We start from the raw sequence: 16,766 nt of genomic DNA on the forward strand, positions 1-16,766 counted from the left end.
CTACTTCGCGGCGTCCGCGGGAGCGGCCGCCTGGGCCAGGCCAGGGTGCTTCAGGAGCAGCGCCACCGTGTGCGTCGGCTGGGCGCCGTTCGAGATCCAGTGCCTCACGCGGGGAACATCGAGGCGGATCTCGGTCCTGCGCGGGTCGTACGTGCCCAGCCGCTCGATGAACCTGCCGCCGCGCGGGCTGCGCTGGTCGGCGACGACGATGCGGTAGAAGGGCGTCTTCTTGGTGCCCGCGCGGGCGAGGCGAATATGAACGGCCATCTGTAGAACCTCGATCGATATGGAAGAGCCCGTGCCCACGTTGTGCACGGCCTGCTCTGGAGGCGCCGGAGCGTAGCTCGTTCAGTGCTCGGCGCCAGAAGTGGGGGCGCAACCTAGGCGAAGATCCTGCCGAGGGTCAACCCCGCACGAGCAGGGCACGTCTGCGGAGGACAACTTTCGGGCCCCCGCGGCCTGCTCGAAGCCCCTTGCGCTCAGTCGCCAACCGTCCTCGCCGGACGAGCCCGGTGCGAGCGCGGAGCCGAGGTCCGCGTGCATGCACGGTCGCCAACTTCGTGGAATTTGCGAGGAAAACGGGGAATGTCTCGGAGGTACGTCGTCCAGGACACGTTGCTGGAGCAGCGCTTCCAGGGGGTTCACGGGGGAGCGCGTGCTACACGTGGCGTCAGCCCAGATCGAGGATGATGACGCCCCGGTTGGGATCGTCCTCTTCCGAGTCCGGAAGACGACGAGGTGCGGGGTAGCGTTCGATCGGCAGCTCGAGGCGCGGTCGAATTTCTTCTCTTCTGGACCGATCCTTCTCTTCTTCGCGCTGCCGTATTTGCTCGATGATGAACGGAGGAAGCATCGACTAACCCCTCCACCTCGTAGAGTGCTCGGCTGAATTGGTGGAACGAGGTCTGCGAGAAAGCACCCCGCTCTTAGAAGCGAATCTAGCAATGTGGGATGGCGGGTCAAGGTTATCGGTCGGGCCGACAGTGGTATGTTCGCAGCGCTCATGACGCGGCACGGCGCGTGGTTTGCGCACGCATGCTCCTCAGGATCCGGTCCCGGGTCGGGTTCTGGTTCCAGTTCCAGTTCTGGTTCCGGTTCCCGCTCCGCTTCCGAACTTGTTCGGGAAGATCGGCGTTGGCCGGTGCGCTCGCAGGTCACGTCCTGCTCCTTCCTGGCGGCGCTCGTCGCACTGATGGCGCTGCTCGCGCCCGCCCGAGCAGCAGGCGCCGCCTTCGACGTGAACGACCCGAGCTGGGAGGGTTGCTCGGAGCTTCTCGAGATCGCGCGCGCGGAGCTGGGGGCCGCGAGGGTCCACCCCGTCGCCGTGCTCGACTGGAGCCAGGTCGGCCCCGAGGACGGCATCCTGGTCCTCCACCCGCTGCAAACTCTCGACGCCGACGAGACGACCTCCTTCATGAAGGCCGGCGGGCGGCTCGCCATCATCGACGACTTCGGCCGCGGCGACGACACGCTCCGACGATTCCAGATCGAGCGCATCCCGACGCCAGCCCGGCCGCTCGCCGCGCTCCGGAACCGACCCTCCCTCGCGATCGCGGAGCCGGTCGCCGACACCGTCGGGGGCCACTCCGTCGGCCGGCACCCCGTCGTCAGCCACGTCGAGCGGCTCGTCACGAACCACGCGACCGGCCTCCGGCATCCGAACCTCTCGCCCGTGCTGCGGATCCGCGCTGTCAGCGAGCCGGACGTGATCCTCGCCGTCGCCGGGCAGGTCGGCAAGGGCCGGCTCTTCGCGATGGGCGACCCGTCCGCGCTGATGAACATGATGCTCAGGTACCCGGGCAACCGCGCCTTCGCCTCGGGCCTGACGCGCTACCTGGTCGACGAGGATGGGGCTCAGCCGCGCCGAGGGCGGCTCCACATTGTCGCGAACCGGTTCGACGAAGAGAGCTCGTTCGGCGGCGAGACGTCGCTCCGAAAGGACTTCGACGCGCAGCTCAAGGCGCTCGCGAGCGCCGTCGAGGACGCCCGCCGCGACGGGCTTCCGGGCGGCGCCCTCCTCGCGCTCGCGGCGCTCGCCGGCCTCGGCCTCGCGATCTGGACCGCGCGCGCCTCCGCACGGCCGTACCGGAGCCCGCTCCCCCGGTACGCCCGTCCGACGCCGCTCGTCGCGCAGGGAGGCGCAGCTGGGCGCTTCGCCGTCCTCGCCGCCCCCTCTTCCCCGCGGGGCCTCGCGTTCCTCGAGCTGAAGAGCGCCCTGTTCGAGGCGCTGTCCTTGCGGTTCGGCCTGGAGGCGAATCCGGCGCAAGAGACGGTCGCGCGGCTCGTCGCGCGAGAGGGATCTCTTGACGAGCGAGCTCTCTCGGCCTTCAAGGATGTTCTGGGCACCATGTACCGAGTCGAAGCGTCCGTCGTCGCCGGCAAACCGGCGAACGTGTCCAGGCCCGCGCTCTCGCACGCCGCCGACGTCGTGCGGCATGTCCTCGCCGCCTGCGGCGCCGACGGCCGGACGCCACCGCGCGGACGTCACCCCGGCGCCCCCCCCGATCCCGCGACGGCGTCCCCGTCGCCAACAGACGCGAAGCTCGCACCACCCTACTCAGACAAAGGCGCTCGATGAACCAGGTTCAGGCCGTCGCCGTCGACGAAATCTCCGCGGCCAAGGAGCGGATCGAGGCGGTCCGGCGAGAGATCACGCGCGTTTACATCGGTTCTTCACGCGCCCTCGATCTGATGCTCACCGCCCTGCTCGCGCAGGGGCACGTGCTGCTGGAGGGCGTCCCCGGCGTCGCGAAGACCACGCTGGTCAAGGCGTTCGCGGCCGCGCTGGGCGCGACGGTCCGGCGGATCCAGTTCACGCCCGACCTCCTGCCCGCCGACATCACGGGGACCTATGTCCTGTCGCCCAAGGAGGGGACCTTCACGCTGCGCCCCGGTCCGATCTTCGCGAACCTCGTGCTCGCCGACGAGATCAACCGCGCCCCGGCGAAGACCCAGTCGGCCCTCCTCGAGGCCATGCAGGAGCGACAGGTGACGATCGAGGGCGATCGCTTCGAGCTGCCGTCGCCCTTCATGGTGCTCGCGACGCAGAACCCGATCGATCTCGAGGGGACCTACCCGCTGCCCGAGGCGCAGATCGACAGGTTCCTCATCCGCGTGAGCCTCGGCTACCCGCAGCACAAGGACGAGGTGGCGATGCTCCGCGCGCACAACGTCGAGGCGCCGCGGGCGCGGGCGACGCTCTCCGTCCAGGACCTCCTCATGCTGCAGGGCGTCGCGCGAAGGATCCACGTCGAGGACGATCTGTACGAGTACGCGGTGAACCTCACCGGGTTCACGCGCACGCACCCTCGCGTGCTGCTCGGCGCATCGCCCCGGGCCACGCTCGCGCTGGTCCAGGCGGCCAAGGCGGCGGCGGTGATCGGCGGGCGCCCGTTCGTCACGCCGGACGACGTGCGCGGCATGGCACAAGCGACGCTGGCCCATCGCCTGGTGCTGGTGCCCGAGGCCGACGTAGATCCCAAGGCGCGCGACACCATCATCGACGAGGCGGTTCAGCGCGTAGGGTACCGGCGCGCGGCGCGGCCGGCGTAAACCCGCATGCAGCTCTACCCCACGCGCACCGCCGCCCACCTGGCCATCGCCGGCGTCGCGGTCATGGGCGCCGGGCTCATCGCGCGCGAGCCGGCGATCGTCGGCTGGGGCGGGGCGATCCTGGTCGCGATCGCGCTCGCCCGCGGCGTGACGCTGGTGTCGGTGGCGCGCATCCGCGCGGCTGGGTTCGAGATGCTCTGGGGCGGCTCGCGGCGGATCCTCCGTTCCGCGCGCGGAGGCACCGTGGAGATCGAGGCCGAGGTCCGGAACCGCGACACCCTCGCGGCTCGCTACGTCAAGCTGCGCACCATCGCCTCGTCGCAGCTCGACGTGCGCATCGAGCCGAACCGCGGCGAAGTCTCCGCCTCGGGTCGGCTCAAGGTGAAGGTCATCGTGCGAACGCCGCGCGTCGGCCAGCACGGGCTCCACGGGCTCGCGCTCGAGGTGCACGGCGCCCCGGGCCTCTTCGAGGTACCCCTGACCTTCGCGAACCCGTACGGCATCGAAGTGCTCCCGCGGCCCTTCATGCCGTACCTGACGCAGCCGCGCGGAGGACGCAGTCACCTCCTCGCTGCCTCTGGCAAGCCCGGGCGCATACGCGGCGAAGGAGACGATCTGCGCGAGCTGCGAGAGCACCAGCCGGGGGACCCGTTCCGGAAGATCGCGTGGAAGGCGAGCGCGCGCCGGGGCACACTGCTCGTGCGGGAGTTCGAGCGCGAGGAGCGGGATGTGGTCTGGGTCCTCGTCGATGCGGCCGTGGAGCTCTGGGCGGGCCCGCTCGGCCGCGCTCCGCTCGATCTCATGATCGACGAGGCCGCGGCCATCGCGACGAGGCACCTCGGGCGCGGCGATCGCGTCGGGCTCATCGTGCTGGCCCCCGGCCCGCGCGTGACGATCGCGCCCGATCACGGCCCAGGACATGGTCACAAGATCGCGCAGGCGCTCACCGTCGGGTGTGGCACGTACGACGCGGATCGGAGCGAGCTCGACGAGTCGGACGTCGCGGCGCGCGTCATCGAGCACCTCAGGCCGCTCGACGCGCGCGGGCTCGACGATCTGCGCCGCGGCGACCTCGACCGGCTGGCGGCCCGCGCGGAGTCGATGCGCGCGCGTGCGCCGTTCTCGGCGCCGGCGCCGCTCGGGCGCTCGCAGCGCGAACGGACGCTGCGCCGTTACCTCGCGAGCTACGGCATCGAGTCGCCCGCGCGCGCCGAGCCGGATCGGCGCGATCCCGCCGTGGCGGTCGCCGAGTCGCTCACGCACATCGCGCGCGTCAAGCCGCGCGCGAGCATGGTCTATGTCCTCGCGTCGCCTCCGGCCGACGCACAGCTGGGCCAGCTCTCGGAGGCCGTGCGTCGGCTCTCGCGAAAGGCTGTTCACGTGGTGTGGACGCTCCCGGATCTCGAGCCAGGGCTCGGGCCTCCCTGGGAGGCGCCGCGACCGCAGGAGAGCGACGGAGACGAGGGGCAGAGCGGCCCCACGCCGTCCAACAAGGCGTTCCAGGAGCTCGCGCCGATCGCGGCCGAGGCGGTGCTCATCCGCGCGCGGGTGGCTCAGACCCGCCGCGAAGCCGTGCTCCGCAAGGTCGGCGTGCGCGTGGTGCGGCTGCGCGCGGCGGCCGCGCCGAGCAGAGCCGCAGACGTAGCCCACGACGGGGCGCACCCACCGCAGATCTGAGGACGGGCGATGGCCATCGCAGAGCTCTTGCGCACACGCGGTCTCTCCCCGAAGAAGGGGTTCGGGCAGAATTTCCTCGTCGACGTCGATGCGGCGCGCCGGATCGCCGAGGCGGCCACGACGACGGAGGGCGGCGCGGTGATCGAGATCGGAGCAGGGCTCGGCGCGCTCACGCGGCCGCTCCTCGATCGCGCCACGCACGTCGTCGCGATCGAGCGCGATCGCGACCTCGTCCCGATCTTGCGCGAGCAGCTCGCTGGACCGATCGAGGAAGGCCGCTTGACGCTGCTCGAGGCCGACGCAGCGCAGGTCGACTGGGTCGGCGCGCTCTCCGGCCACGCGCGGCCGCACGCGGTGGCGGGCAACCTCCCGTACCACATCACGGGCCGGCTCCTCGAGCAGGCGACCACCGTCGCGCATCAGATCGATCGCGCGGTCTTCATGGTGCAGCTCGAGGTCGCGGATCGCCTGGTGGCCGCCCCGGGAAGCGCCGACTACGGCGCGCTCTCGGTTTTCGTGCAGGCCGCGTTCGACGTGCGCCGCCTCCTGATCGCGCGCGCCGGCGCGTTCTACCCGAGGCCCGAGGTCGACTCGGCGGTCGTCGTGCTGACGCCGTGGCGCCCGCGGCGCGCCGAGGAGACGGACGCCTTCCGAGCGGCCGTGCGCGCCGCGTTCTCGGCGCGCCGCAAGACGCTCCGGAACGCCTGGAAGAACCTCTATGGCTGGTCCTCCCAGGAGCTCGATCGGCACGCGAAGGACGCCGGCATCTCGCTCGACGCTCGCGGCGAGACGCTCAGCGTGGAGGCGTTTGCGCGGATCGCCGCCTCCAGAGGACGCTGAGCGCCCGCCGCGCGCGGGCGCCCCCTCGCCAGGGCCGGTGAGCGAGCGCGGATGAACGTTGCGCCCCGACGTCGCGTACGGAGCCTGGCGACCGAAAAACACGCCCAATGCCGCGCGTCCGCAGCGACGCGGCTGTCAAAAATCCCGCAGAATTTCTGGCAGACGGCACTAGTCGGACGCGCAGGTCCGTGCTAGTGGGCCCCGCGACTCGTCAAAGCACGTACGAGGAGGGCTCCCGCTCCATGGTTGTTGGAAAGATCACCCAGGTCATCGGACCGGTCGTCGATGTCGATTTCCCGGCTGGCCAGCTGCCCAAGATTTTGAACGCGCTCAAGCTGAGCAACCCGAGCATCTCGGCTGAGCCAGACAACCTCGTGCTCGAGGTCGCCCAGCACCTCGGCGAGTCGTCGGTGCGCACGATCGCGATGGACTCCACCGACGGCCTCGTGCGCGGGATGGAAGTCCGCGACACGGGCAAGCCCATCATGGTGCCGGTCGGCAACGAGTGCCTCGGCCGGATCCTGAACGTCGTCGGTGTGCCGATCGATGAAGCCGGGCCCGTTCACGCCAAGAAGGTGGCGCCGATCCACCGGGAGCCGCCCCCGTTCATCGAGCAGTCGACCAAGGTCGAGGTCTTCGAGACGGGCATCAAGGTCATCGACCTGATCGCCCCCTACCGCAAGGGCGGCAAGATCGGCCTCTTCGGCGGCGCCGGCGTCGGCAAGACGGTGCTCATCCTGGAGCTCATCAACAACGTCGCGAAGGCGCACGGCGGCGTGTCGGTCTTCGCCGGCGTCGGCGAGCGGACGCGCGAGGGCAACGACCTCTTCCTCGAGATGAGCGAGTCGAAGCTCGCCGACGGCAGCCCCGTCATCTCGAAGGCCGCGCTGATCTACGGCCAGATGAACGAGCCCCCGGGCGCTCGCTCCCGCGTCGCGCTCTCGGCGCTCGCCGTGGCCGAGCACTTCCGCGACGAGGAGGGGCAGGACGTCCTCCTGTTCGTGGACAACATCTTCCGGTTCACCCAGGCCGGCTCCGAGGTGAGCGCGCTCCTCGGACGCATCCCGAGCGCCGTCGGTTACCAGCCGACCCTCTCGACGGAGATGGGCGCCTTCCAGGAGCGCATCACGTCGACGACCAAGGGCTCCGTCACCAGCGTCCAGGCGATCTACGTCCCCGCGGACGACCTGACCGACCCCGCGCCGGCCACGGCCTTCGCCCACCTCGATGCGACCACCGTGCTGTCGCGCGCGATCTCGGAGCTCGGCATCTACCCCGCCGTCGATCCGCTCGACTCGAACTCGACGATGCTCGACCCCCAGATCGTCGGTGAGAAGCACTACTCCGTCGCGCGGCGCGTCCAGCAGACGCTGCAGCGCTACAAGGACCTCCAGGACATCATCGCCATCCTCGGCATGGACGAGCTCAGCGAGGACGACAAGCTCGTCGTGGCGCGCGCCCGCAAGATCCAGAAGTTCCTGTCGCAGCCGTTCTTCGTGGCCGCCCAGTTCACCGGGCTCGAGGGCAAGCTCGTGCCGCTCAAGGACACGATCGCGGGCTTCGAGGAGATCCTCGACGGCAAGCTCGACCATGTCGCGGAGCAGGACTTCTACCTGGTGGGCGGCATCGAGGACGTGAAGGCCAAGGCGTCGCAGAGGGCGTCCTGACGCAGCCATGGCCGACACAATCCTCCTCGAGATCGTGACGCCGACCGGCGTCGCGCTGCGCGAGCAGGTCACGGACGTGACCGCGCCGAGCGTCGCCGGCGAGTTCGGTGTGCTCCCGGGTCACCTCCCGCTGCTCGCCGCGCTCCGGACCGGCCTCGTGACCTACCACCAGAACGGTCAGGAGCACCGCCTGGCCGTCCATCACGGCTTCGTCGAGGTCGCCGGCGACACCGCGCTGCTCCTCACCGAGCGCTTCGCGGTGAAGGACGACGTCGACGTCGTGAGGGTACGCCGCCGGCTCAAGGAGGTCGATACCGAGCTCGACCACTGGCAAGGCGACCTGACTGATCCGCGCCGTCGGGCGCTCATCGAAGAGGAGCAGTGGCTCGCCACCGAGCTCGAGCTCATCGGCGATCCGCCCCCTCCGATGGTCCGCGAAGACACGCGCTTCCTGGCCGAGCACGCCGAGGCGCCGCCGGTCGACGAGATGGTCGAGGCTTCCCAGCCCGACGAGAGCCTGACGGACCACAAGAAGCCCGGCTCTCCGTTCCCCGATCCTAAGTGACGTCTCTGGCGGCTACCGCCTTGCACGTGCGGCCGCCGCACAGGACACTTGTCTCCACACAGGCCGCGAGGGACTGGGGGGTCTCCCGCTTCGCGAGCCGCCCGTACCGCCGAGGCGCTGGCGCGGACGCCGCCACGCCGTCTGAGTCCACCCGTGATGATCTGCGGGCCCCGCACGCACGGAGCCCCCAAGGCAGCCCATGATCTCTCCGGAGACGATCGCGCTCGTGAAAGAGCGCACGGATCTCGTAGCGCTCATCGGCGAAAGCGTGCGCCTCGCCCGCCGAGGGCACTCCTTCACCGGGCTCTGCCCCTTTCACAAGGAGAAGACGCCCAGCTTCCACGTGAGCCCGAACCGCGGGTTCTACCACTGCTTCGGCTGCAAGGAGACCGGCAGCGCCATCGACTTCGTGATGAAGCTCGAAGGCCGGACGTTCGCCGAGGCGGTCCGCGCGCTCGCCGAGCGCGCCGGCATCGAGGTGGCGGAGTCGCTGACCGAGGCCGAGCGGCGCGAGGCCCAGGCGGCGCGCAGGTCGAAGGACGACCTCTACGCCGTCAACCACCTCGCCGCGACGTTCTTCGAGCACAGCCTCCGCGGGGGGCCGGGCGGCGCTCCTCACCCGCTCGCGCGCCACGCTCACGAGGAGCTCGAGCGGCGCGGCCTCCCCCTCCGCGACGGCGATGGAGCCACCGATCCGATCGCCGACGCGCTCCAGGCGTTCCGGATCGGCTACGCCCCGTTCGGCTGGGACGGGCTCTCCACGTACCTGCGACAGCAGGGCGTCTCCCCGGTACTCGCGGAGCGCGTCGGGCTCCTCGTGCCGCGCTCGTCGGGGAGCGGACACTACGACCGCTTCCGGCACCGGCTCATGTTCGCCGTCACCGACGTGATGGGCCGGGTGATCGCGTTCAGCGGACGCGCGTTGCCCGATCCCAGCCCTTCCGAGCTCTCGTCGCTCGGCCTCACCGGCCCTGCGCCGCAGGCCGACGGCGCGCCGGCGAAGTACATCAACAGCCCCGAGTCGCCGATCTACACGAAGGGCGAGCACCTCTTCGGGCTGCACCAGGCGCGCCAGGCGATCCGTCAGCGCGGCGAGGCGATCCTGGTAGAAGGCAACTTCGACGTCGTCGCGCTCCACGCGCGCGGCATCGGCCAGGCGATCGCTCCGCTCGGGACCGCCTTCACGCCCGGACAGGCGAAGCTCATCAAGCGCTTCGCGCCCGCGGTCATCCTGCTGTTCGACGGCGACGCGGCCGGCAAGAAGGCCACGCGCGCGGCGCGCGCCCCGTGCCGTGAGGCGGGGCTCAGCGCGCGCGTCGCCGTGCTGCCTTCGGGCGTCGATCCGGACGACCTCGCGCGCAAGCACGGCCCGGAGGCGATCGCGCGCATCGTCAAGGCGGCGCGCGGCCTGCTCGAGCACCTGATCGACGAGGCGCTCGACGGCGACAGCTTCGGAGGCTCGTCGCTGCCCGAGCAGCTCGCCCGCGTGCGCGCCGTGACGACGCTGCTCGCCGAAGAGGACGACCCGAACCTCAGGATGATGGCGAAGCTCTACGCCGATCGCCTCTCCTCGAAGCTCGTGATCGGCGGCCGCTCACCGGACGACCTCCGGCAGCTGGAGCGCGTCGTCGAGGAGTCCCTCTCCCGCCCGCGGAGCCAGCCCACCCGCGAGGTGATCCCCTCCGGACAGACGACCGAGACGTGGGAGCGCGCTCGCTCACGCGCGCAAATCCAGGAAGTAAGCCTGGAGATCCTGGGCGCGATCCTCGATTTTCCCGAGCTGCTGGCCGACGACGATCTCCAGACGGCGCTGGAGTGCCTCGAAGGCGACGTCGCCCTGGCGATTGTTGCGGCGCGTCACAATTTCACTTTTGAAATGGGTCTTGCCGCCAGCGAATTTCTTGCGCAAGTCCCGGCTCCGATCCATTCATTCGCGGCTGGACGGCTGGTCTCGCCTGTCTTCGAAGCGGCCTCAACGGCCAAGGCGACGCTCTTGGAGAATTCACAAAAGTTGAGCAGACAAGCCCTGGCGCGACAAAAAGCAGCCGTCGTGAGCCAGCTCCAGAAGAGCGCCGTCGACGCTGATGCTGAAAACGCTTTGCTGCGTGAGCTATTCCAGCGAAGAGCGGGGGGTCTCGGTCTTCCTTGATGCGTTCCGGGTCGCCTCGCCGTGGCGACCCGACGTGCGTGATCCCTAGAGTTTATCGGAGTCATTGGGTGTCTTGTCGGTCGCGGCGAGCTGATCGCCGTAAGTGGAGCATGAGGTAATGGCGAGCAAGGCCAAGCAATCTTCCGGTCGGGCAGGCGGGGTCGCGAGGGCGGCGGGGGGCGGCGCGCTGAACGGCGCGCGGCACGCATCGACACGCGGGCACGCCGAGGGGGGGGCGCGCCCTAGCAACAAAGGAGACGCGGGCATCCGGGCCGAGCGGTCAGAGAAGGACCGGAAGACGCTCGAAAAGCTCGTTGAAACCGGCAAGAGCAAAGGCTTTCTCACCTATGACGAGGTGAACGACGCGCTCCCCGCGGACGTCGCGCCCGATCAGCTCGACGACGTGGTGGGCGCCCTCGGCGACGAGGACATCGAGATCGTCGACGGCGCGACCCAGGTGAAGATCGCGCCGAAGCGCATCGCGGACGAGGAGGCGGGCGAGAAGAAGCTCGTCGTCACGCCCGACCGCGAGGAAGAGGACGTCGACTACTACTCGAAGTCGAACGACCCCGTCCGGATGTATCTCCGGAAGATGGGCAGCGTCTCGCTGCTCACCCGCGAGGGCGAGGTCGAGATCGCGAAGCGGATCGAGATCGGCGAGCAGAAGGTCAACGCCGCCATCCTCGACTCCCCCATCGCCGTCCGCGAGATCATCGATCTCGGCGAGAAGCTCCGGAAGCACAAGATCCGGGTGAAGGAGCTCATCAAGGACGCCGAGAACGACGACCAGGAGTTCGACGAGGAGGAGGCCGACCGGCGCATCATCCGCCTCATCGACAAGGTGAAGCGCGTCGACAAGAAGAAGGCGGAGCTCCTGGAGGAGCGCAAAGAGGTGAAGACGGAGGTCCGCCGCAAGCAGATCGACGTCGAGGTGACGCAGGCGACAGCCGAGCTCGTGACGACGCTCGAGGAGATGCGCCTCAACAAGCGGACGATCGACAAGATCGTCCAGAAGCTGAAGAGCCTCATCTCGAAGGTCGAGAAGGCCGAGGCGGGCGCGACGGAGCTGGAGCGGCGCACAGGGCTCTCGAAGGGCGAGCTCAAGCGCGAGCTCATCAAGGTGAAGGGCAACCGCGCCCTCGAGGGGCGGCTCGCCAAGAAGCTCAACGTCAACCGCGAGGAGCTCAACGACTTCGAATCGACCATCAAGAACGCCCAGAAGGGCCTGAAGAAGGTCGAGGAAGAGCTCAACATCGACGTCGCCGCGATCCGCGATACCTACGAGAACATCCGCGAGGGCGAGCGGATGGCGGAGCGCGCCAAGGCGGAGCTGGTCGAGGCGAACCTCCGCCTCGTGGTCTCCATCGCGAAGAAGTACACGAACCGCGGCCTCCAGTTCCTGGACCTCATCCAGGAAGGGAACATCGGCCTCATGAAGGCCGTCGACAAGTTCGAGTACAAGCGCGGCTACAAGTTCTCGACGTACGCGACGTGGTGGATCCGGCAGGCGATCACCCGCGCGATCGCGGACCAGGCGCGGACGATCCGCATCCCGGTCCACATGATCGAGACGATCAACAAGCTGATCCGCACCTCGCGCTACCTCGTGCAGGAGTACGGCCGCGAGCCGACCCCCGAGGAGATCGCCGAGAAGATGGAGCTCCCGCTCGACAAGGTGCGCAAGGTCCTGAAGATCGCGAAGGAGCCGATCTCGCTCGAGACCCCCATCGGCGAGGAAGAGGACTCGCACCTTGGCGACTTCATCGAGGACAAGAGCGTGATCTCGCCCGCGGAGGCCGTGATCAACATGAACCTCGCGGAGCAGACCCGTAAGGTCCTGAAGACGCTGACGCCGCGCGAGGAGAAGGTGCTCCGGATGCGCTTCGGCATCGGCGAGAAGAGCGACCATACGCTCGAAGAGGTCGGTCAGGACTTCGAGGTCACGCGCGAGCGCATCCGGCAGATCGAGGCGAAGGCGCTCCGCAAGCTCCGGCACCCCAGCCGCTCGAAGCAGCTCAAGAGCTTCATCGACAGCTAGTCCGTGGGCTGGCCTGCTCGCCCAATGAAGGCAGCTCTCCCGCGCAGGCCGCGCTGCTGGCCTCTCGCCGGCCAAGCACGCGCTCGCGTGGGCAGCCGTTCGCTCGGCGAGCAGCGCGCCGCCGTGGCCCTCCTCGTGCTCGCGAGCGCGGTCCTCGGCGGCTGCACCAAGACGATGTCCGAAGAAGACTGCCGCACGATCGGCGAGGGCATGCGCGCCGCGTGGGCAGCGGAGGCAAAGCGGGTGGGGTCCACCGCGAAAGGGGGCCCGGGGAAAGCCTCCGTGGTGATCGACAGCGAGGGCGAGAGGCTCTCGTCGGAGTGGACATCCGACTGCAAGCGGGAGCTCGCCGGGAGCAAGGTGGACCCCGGCGAGCTCGGCTGCCTGACGCGCGCGAAGACGCTCGAGGAGCTCCGTCGGTGCGCCGCGCCGTGAACGCGTGCGCCCGCGCCTGAGGGGCATGACGGGCGCGCCGCAGCGATGTCAGTTCAGGAAGCGCTTGTCCTTCGGCGGGTCTTTCTGGCCGCCGGGGATGACCCGGAGCGGGACGCCACCGGAGCGGCCGCGCGCCGCGGGGACGCGACGGAGCGCCGCGGATTGCGCCTGCAGCTGGCGGAAGCGCATCCGTAGATAGAAGCGACGCAGCGGAGAGAAGTCACCGAAGAGGTAGCCCGCGAGCATTGCGCCGAACGGCGTGATCTGCCCCTCCGGGGGCGGCGCAGTCTTGGAGATCACGTAGAACACCGATATCGCGAAGATGAAGACGAGCAGCATCGTGCCCGTCACCGGGATGACGAAGAAGAGGCGGACCGTGGCGTGACGGTGCGCGAGCGCCCACGCAACGGAGACCGCCCCGACCATCCCGAACCCGCCGTAGAACACGGGCTGCTCCACCTGCGGCAAGATGGCGCCGACGGCCACCTGAAGCGCGAACGCGAAGGCCGCGGAGCCGAAGAGGAACGCAACCATGCGACCGGCGCCCCAGCGCTCCTCGAGCGAGGTGCCGAAGAAGTACAGGCCGAGCAGCGTCCAGATGAAGTGCCAGGGATTGCTCGGGCTGTGGACGAGCGGCGCCGTAAGCAGCCGCCACACCTGACCGTGGAGCACCTTCTCGCTGATCCCGAGGAACGGACGGAGCACGTCTTCGCCGGCGCCCCCCCAGTTCAGGCCCAGGGTGAACATCACCCAGATACAGCCGATCGCTATCATCATCCCCAGCAGGGCCTTGCCTGGCTTGGGGAACCCCATCGAGCTGTGCTCCGGGCGCATGGATCTCCACCTAACAGCGGCGCCCCCGACGAGCAACCGCTGCCCCCGGACTCCACGGCGATCCGCCCGGCGCCGCCCCCCATCCAGCGGCCGCGACGCCCGCTGCGCGCCATCCAGGACGCTCCGGGGCAGGGCCCGCCCGGCCGCGCACAGTCACCCCGGCAGCCCCCCGGGAGCGCGCACGTCCCTGCTGCGTCCGCTGGCTAGCGGCTCAGAAGAAGTTGCCGATGTTGAACTCGAACTTGTACGTCTCTTCGTAGGGCAGCCGCTTGAACGGGAAGCCCCACTCGAAGCGCAGCGGTCCGAGCGGGGAGAACCACCGGAGCCCGAATCCCCACGAGGTGCGGACGTCGAGGAGGCGCTCGGCCGAGAAGCACGGGTTCGTGACGTCGTGCGGCGATGCGGGGGCGGCGTTGCAGTAGAGCTTCTCGAGGTTCCAGGCGTTGCCCAGATCCGTGAAGACGACGCCCTTGATCTGCACGGCCTCGAGGATCGGGAACTCCAGCTCGAGGTTCTGGTAGTACATCAGGTTGCCGCCGATGTTCGCGCCGTTCGCGATGGGCAGCGAGTTCGGATCGAGCGACTCGCGGAGCGGGAGGCGCGGGCCGATGTCCCGGATCTCGAAGCCGCGCACGTCGAGGATCCCGCCCAGGAAGAAGCGGGCGAAGATCGGCACGCCCTGCGGGTTGGGGCTCGTCACCATGCCGGCCTCGGTGTTCAGCTTGAGGACCAGGCTGTCCGTGATCGGGTAGTAGAACCTCCCCGTGGCGCGGTACCGCAGGAACTCGTTCTCGCTGCCGAACGCGCTGTGGGCGAGCTCCACCGAGCCCTGCAGGTAAATGCCCGAGGTCGGGAAGAGCTGGTTGTTGCGCGTGTCGAAGGTGAGCGCAGGGCGGATGCTCGACGTGAGCCCGGCGTTGAAGAGGTTGTAGAGCGGGAGCCGCTGGAACGAGGCGCGCTCCTCTGCCGTGCCGAGGCCGGTGTTCGTGGCCGACGAGATCTCGTCGTTCTCCAGCGTGTAGGTCAGCTGCGCGCGCAGCTCCGGCTCGATGAGCGGGTAGCCGAGCGTGAGCGAGCCGCCGGTGGAGGTCTGCGAGAACTCCGTGTAGGTCCGCAGCTGGTTGTAGACGCTCACCGCCGCGGAGAACGGGCTGTCGAACAGGTACGGCTCGAAGAAGCGGACGTCGATGAGGCGCCGCGATCCGGAGATCTGCGCCTGGAGCGACAGCGACTGGCCGCTCCCGAGCAGGTTCGCCTGCTGGACCTGCGCCGTCGCGATGAAGTTCTCGACGCTCGAGAAGCCCGCGCCGATCTGGAAGGTGCCCGTCGGCTTCTCGCCGATGTCGACGTTGACGTTGATGTGCTGAGGGTCGTCGCCCTGCTCGGTGGAGATGTCGACCCGCTCGAAGTAGCCGAGCGCCGTGATCCGCTGCTTCGATCGCTCCAGCTTCGTCTCGCTGAACAGCCGCCGCTCCTCCACCTCCATCTCGCGGCGGATCACCTTGTCCCGCGTCTTCGTGTTGCCGCGGATCTCGATGCGCCCGAAGTAGACGAGCTGGTTTCTGCGGATGCCGACGGTGATGTCGACCTCGCGCCTGTCCGGGTCGAGCTGGGTGTCAGGCGACGCCTCGACGTTGGCGTACCCGGCGTCCCGGTAGAGCGTCTGGATCGCGCCGAGATCCTTCGCGAGCTCGGCGCGGTTGAACCAGTCGCCCGGCTTGGCCCGCACCATCTCGCGCAGCGCGCGGCGCCCGCCGAGCGGCTCGATCTCGCGGCCGTCGGCGTCGCGCTCGTAGACGCGGAGCGAGCGGATGCGGAAGCGCGGCCCCTCGTTGATCGTGATCGTGACCTCGATGCCCGTACGGTCGGGCGTGAGCATCACCCTGGGCGTCGCGACCTGCGCCGCGAGGAAGCCACGATCGTAGTAGAGCGCGTTGATCACGAGGACGTCGCGCTCGAACGCGTCCTGGCGGAACGGACCGCCGGTGCCGAAGGCGAAGAAGCCCCCCTGCCCCGTGATCATGACCTCCCGGAGCTCCTCGTCCGAGATGTTCTGGTTGCCGATGAACGTGATGCGCCGGACGGTGACCGGCGAGTGCTCCTTGATCGTGAACTTGACGGTGACCTGGTTCTCCCGCTCCGGCTTGACCTCGTAGCTGACCTCGGCGAGGAAGAAGCCCTCCTCGGCGTACTTGTCGCGGAGCTTCTGCACGCCACGCCGGATCGCCGCGTAGCTCAGGATCGTGCCGGTCTTGATCTCGACCGAGAGCGCCTCGGTGAGGTCCTCGCCGTCGATCTCCTTGTTGCCGGAGAACTCGATGGCCTTGATGCTCGGGCGCTCGCGGACCAGCACCCTCAGGCTCACGCCATCGTCGCGGCGCGTGAGGTCGACCTCGACGTCGTCGAACAGGCCGGAGTCCCAGAGCTCGCGCACGTCGCGCGCCAGCCCCTCGGGGGTGAACGGCCTGCCGACCCGCGTCTGCCCGAGGTAGACGAGCACGTCCTCGGTCGAGACCCGCCGGTTGCCGGCGATGGCGACCTGAACGACCGGCTGCCCCCGAGCGAGCTCGGCCTCCGTGGGCGCCAGATGGATCGTCGGCTCGACGGCGTCGGCGGCGACCTGCGCAGGTGTACCGGCGCCAGGCTGGGCTCCTGCGGTCGCGTCGGCCGGCGCGGGCGGCTGCGCAGCGCTGGCCGGGGCGGGAGGCGGCGCGGCGCCGCCCCGGGGGGGCTGCGCGCCCGGAGCACCTCCGGGCACCTGAGCTGCCGCGAGCCGGGGCCGTATCGCCGCTACTGCAACGAACACCAGGAAGAGGCCGAGCCAGACGAGCCGCAGCCAGCGGCCGAGAAGGCGAAGCATGGGTCGGGTGCCTGTCGCGTACAAGGCGCCACCCCGTAGCCCAGCGCGCCGTGAGTCTCAAGGGCGGACGCCGAAATCAAGGCGTCGCCGTCAGGTCGCGCTGCGCTGCCCGCGTTCGGGTCGATCTCGCGGCCATCTGACGCTATGCC

Annotated in this window: 13 protein-coding genes; 9 read left to right on the forward strand and 4 right to left on the reverse strand. The window is 69.4% G+C overall.

Annotation, left to right across the window (positions count from 1 at the left end; translation table 11 throughout):
- The gene (gene rpsP, locus WME97_RS24350; protein ID WP_012237071.1) at positions 1–267 is read right to left on the reverse strand and encodes a 30S ribosomal protein S16; all 267 of its coding nucleotides are present in this window, start codon (positions 265–267) and stop codon (positions 1–3) included.
- Between the two features lie 403 nt (positions 268–670).
- Positions 671–853, reverse strand: coding sequence for a hypothetical protein (locus WME97_RS24355; RefSeq protein WP_157906850.1), 183 nt, complete (start codon positions 851–853; stop codon positions 671–673).
- Between the two features lie 288 nt (positions 854–1,141).
- Here WME97_RS24355 and WME97_RS24360 point away from each other — a divergent pair, with 288 nt between their 5' ends.
- The 9 genes from WME97_RS24360 to WME97_RS24400 all read left to right on the forward strand — a co-directional run bounded on the left by WME97_RS24360 (position 1,142) and on the right by WME97_RS24400 (position 12,923).
- Entirely contained in the window at positions 1,142–2,578 is a 1,437-nt protein-coding gene (locus WME97_RS24360; RefSeq protein ID WP_437555127.1) for a DUF4350 domain-containing protein, read from the forward strand.
- Complete coding sequence (locus WME97_RS24365; protein ID WP_437555128.1) at positions 2,575–3,552, forward strand: AAA family ATPase; 978 nt, start codon at positions 2,575–2,577, stop codon at positions 3,550–3,552. Before WME97_RS24360 ends, WME97_RS24365 begins: the two co-directional genes overlap by 4 nt.
- Before the next feature lie 6 nt (positions 3,553–3,558).
- On the forward strand, positions 3,559–5,229 hold the full coding sequence (locus WME97_RS24370; protein ID WP_437555129.1) for a DUF58 domain-containing protein: 1,671 nt from the start codon (positions 3,559–3,561) through the stop codon (positions 5,227–5,229).
- A gap of 9 nt (positions 5,230–5,238) precedes the next feature.
- The gene (gene rsmA, locus WME97_RS24375; protein ID WP_437555130.1) at positions 5,239–6,069 is read left to right on the forward strand and encodes a 16S rRNA (adenine(1518)-N(6)/adenine(1519)-N(6))-dimethyltransferase RsmA; all 831 of its coding nucleotides are present in this window, start codon (positions 5,239–5,241) and stop codon (positions 6,067–6,069) included.
- A gap of 242 nt (positions 6,070–6,311) precedes the next feature.
- A complete protein-coding gene (atpD, locus tag WME97_RS24380; RefSeq protein WP_012237076.1) occupies positions 6,312–7,736 on the forward strand; it encodes a F0F1 ATP synthase subunit beta in 1,425 nt (474 codons plus the stop codon).
- Between the two features lie 7 nt (positions 7,737–7,743).
- Complete coding sequence (gene atpC, locus WME97_RS24385) at positions 7,744–8,301, forward strand: ATP synthase F1 subunit epsilon (RefSeq protein ID WP_012237077.1); 558 nt, start codon at positions 7,744–7,746, stop codon at positions 8,299–8,301.
- A 199-nt stretch (positions 8,302–8,500) separates the two neighbouring features.
- Entirely contained in the window at positions 8,501–10,450 is a 1,950-nt protein-coding gene (gene dnaG / locus WME97_RS24390; protein WP_437555131.1) for a DNA primase, read from the forward strand.
- Between the two features lie 118 nt (positions 10,451–10,568).
- Positions 10,569–12,488, forward strand: coding sequence for an RNA polymerase sigma factor RpoD (rpoD, locus tag WME97_RS24395; RefSeq protein WP_437301468.1), 1,920 nt, complete (start codon positions 10,569–10,571; stop codon positions 12,486–12,488).
- Positions 12,489–12,575: 87 nt separating this feature from the next.
- Positions 12,576–12,923 (forward strand): hypothetical protein, encoded by a 348-nt coding sequence (locus WME97_RS24400; protein ID WP_437555132.1) that lies wholly within the window; start codon positions 12,576–12,578, stop codon positions 12,921–12,923.
- Positions 12,924–12,971: 48 nt separating this feature from the next.
- Here the strand turns inward: WME97_RS24400 and WME97_RS24405 are convergent, their stop codons facing one another.
- Both WME97_RS24405 and bamA read right to left on the reverse strand, forming a co-directional pair.
- The gene (locus tag WME97_RS24405; RefSeq protein WP_437555133.1) at positions 12,972–13,757 is read right to left on the reverse strand and encodes a rhomboid family intramembrane serine protease; all 786 of its coding nucleotides are present in this window, start codon (positions 13,755–13,757) and stop codon (positions 12,972–12,974) included.
- Positions 13,758–13,968: 211 nt separating this feature from the next.
- A complete protein-coding gene (gene bamA, locus WME97_RS24410; RefSeq protein WP_437555134.1) occupies positions 13,969–16,617 on the reverse strand; it encodes an outer membrane protein assembly factor BamA in 2,649 nt (882 codons plus the stop codon).
- Positions 16,618–16,766 lie beyond the last annotated feature (149 nt).

It is taken from the genome of Sorangium sp. So ce367 (genome assembly GCF_051520455.1).
GTDB classification, from domain to species: Bacteria; Myxococcota_A; Polyangia; order Polyangiales; family Polyangiaceae; genus Sorangium; species Sorangium cellulosum_B.

What these genes read in the sequence shown, in the direction of transcription:
- rpsP (WP_012237071.1), bottom strand. Translation starts at nt 267, where the DNA reads ATGGCCGTTCATATTCGCCTCGCCCGCGCGGGCACCAAGAAGACGCCC.
- WME97_RS24355 (WP_157906850.1), bottom strand. Translation starts at nt 853, where the DNA reads ATGCTTCCTCCGTTCATCATCGAGCAAATACGGCAGCGCGAAGAAGAG.
- WME97_RS24365 (WP_437555128.1), top strand. Translation starts at nt 2,575, where the DNA reads ATGAACCAGGTTCAGGCCGTCGCCGTCGACGAAATCTCCGCGGCCAAG.
- WME97_RS24370 (WP_437555129.1), top strand. Translation starts at nt 3,559, where the DNA reads ATGCAGCTCTACCCCACGCGCACCGCCGCCCACCTGGCCATCGCCGGC.
- rsmA (WP_437555130.1), top strand. Translation starts at nt 5,239, where the DNA reads ATGGCCATCGCAGAGCTCTTGCGCACACGCGGTCTCTCCCCGAAGAAG.
- atpD (WP_012237076.1), top strand. Translation starts at nt 6,312, where the DNA reads ATGGTTGTTGGAAAGATCACCCAGGTCATCGGACCGGTCGTCGATGTC.
- atpC (WP_012237077.1), top strand. Translation starts at nt 7,744, where the DNA reads ATGGCCGACACAATCCTCCTCGAGATCGTGACGCCGACCGGCGTCGCG.
- dnaG (WP_437555131.1), top strand. Translation starts at nt 8,501, where the DNA reads ATGATCTCTCCGGAGACGATCGCGCTCGTGAAAGAGCGCACGGATCTC.
- rpoD (WP_437301468.1), top strand. Translation starts at nt 10,569, where the DNA reads ATGGCGAGCAAGGCCAAGCAATCTTCCGGTCGGGCAGGCGGGGTCGCG.
- WME97_RS24405 (WP_437555133.1), bottom strand. Translation starts at nt 13,757, where the DNA reads ATGCGCCCGGAGCACAGCTCGATGGGGTTCCCCAAGCCAGGCAAGGCC.
- bamA (WP_437555134.1), bottom strand. Translation starts at nt 16,617, where the DNA reads ATGCTTCGCCTTCTCGGCCGCTGGCTGCGGCTCGTCTGGCTCGGCCTC.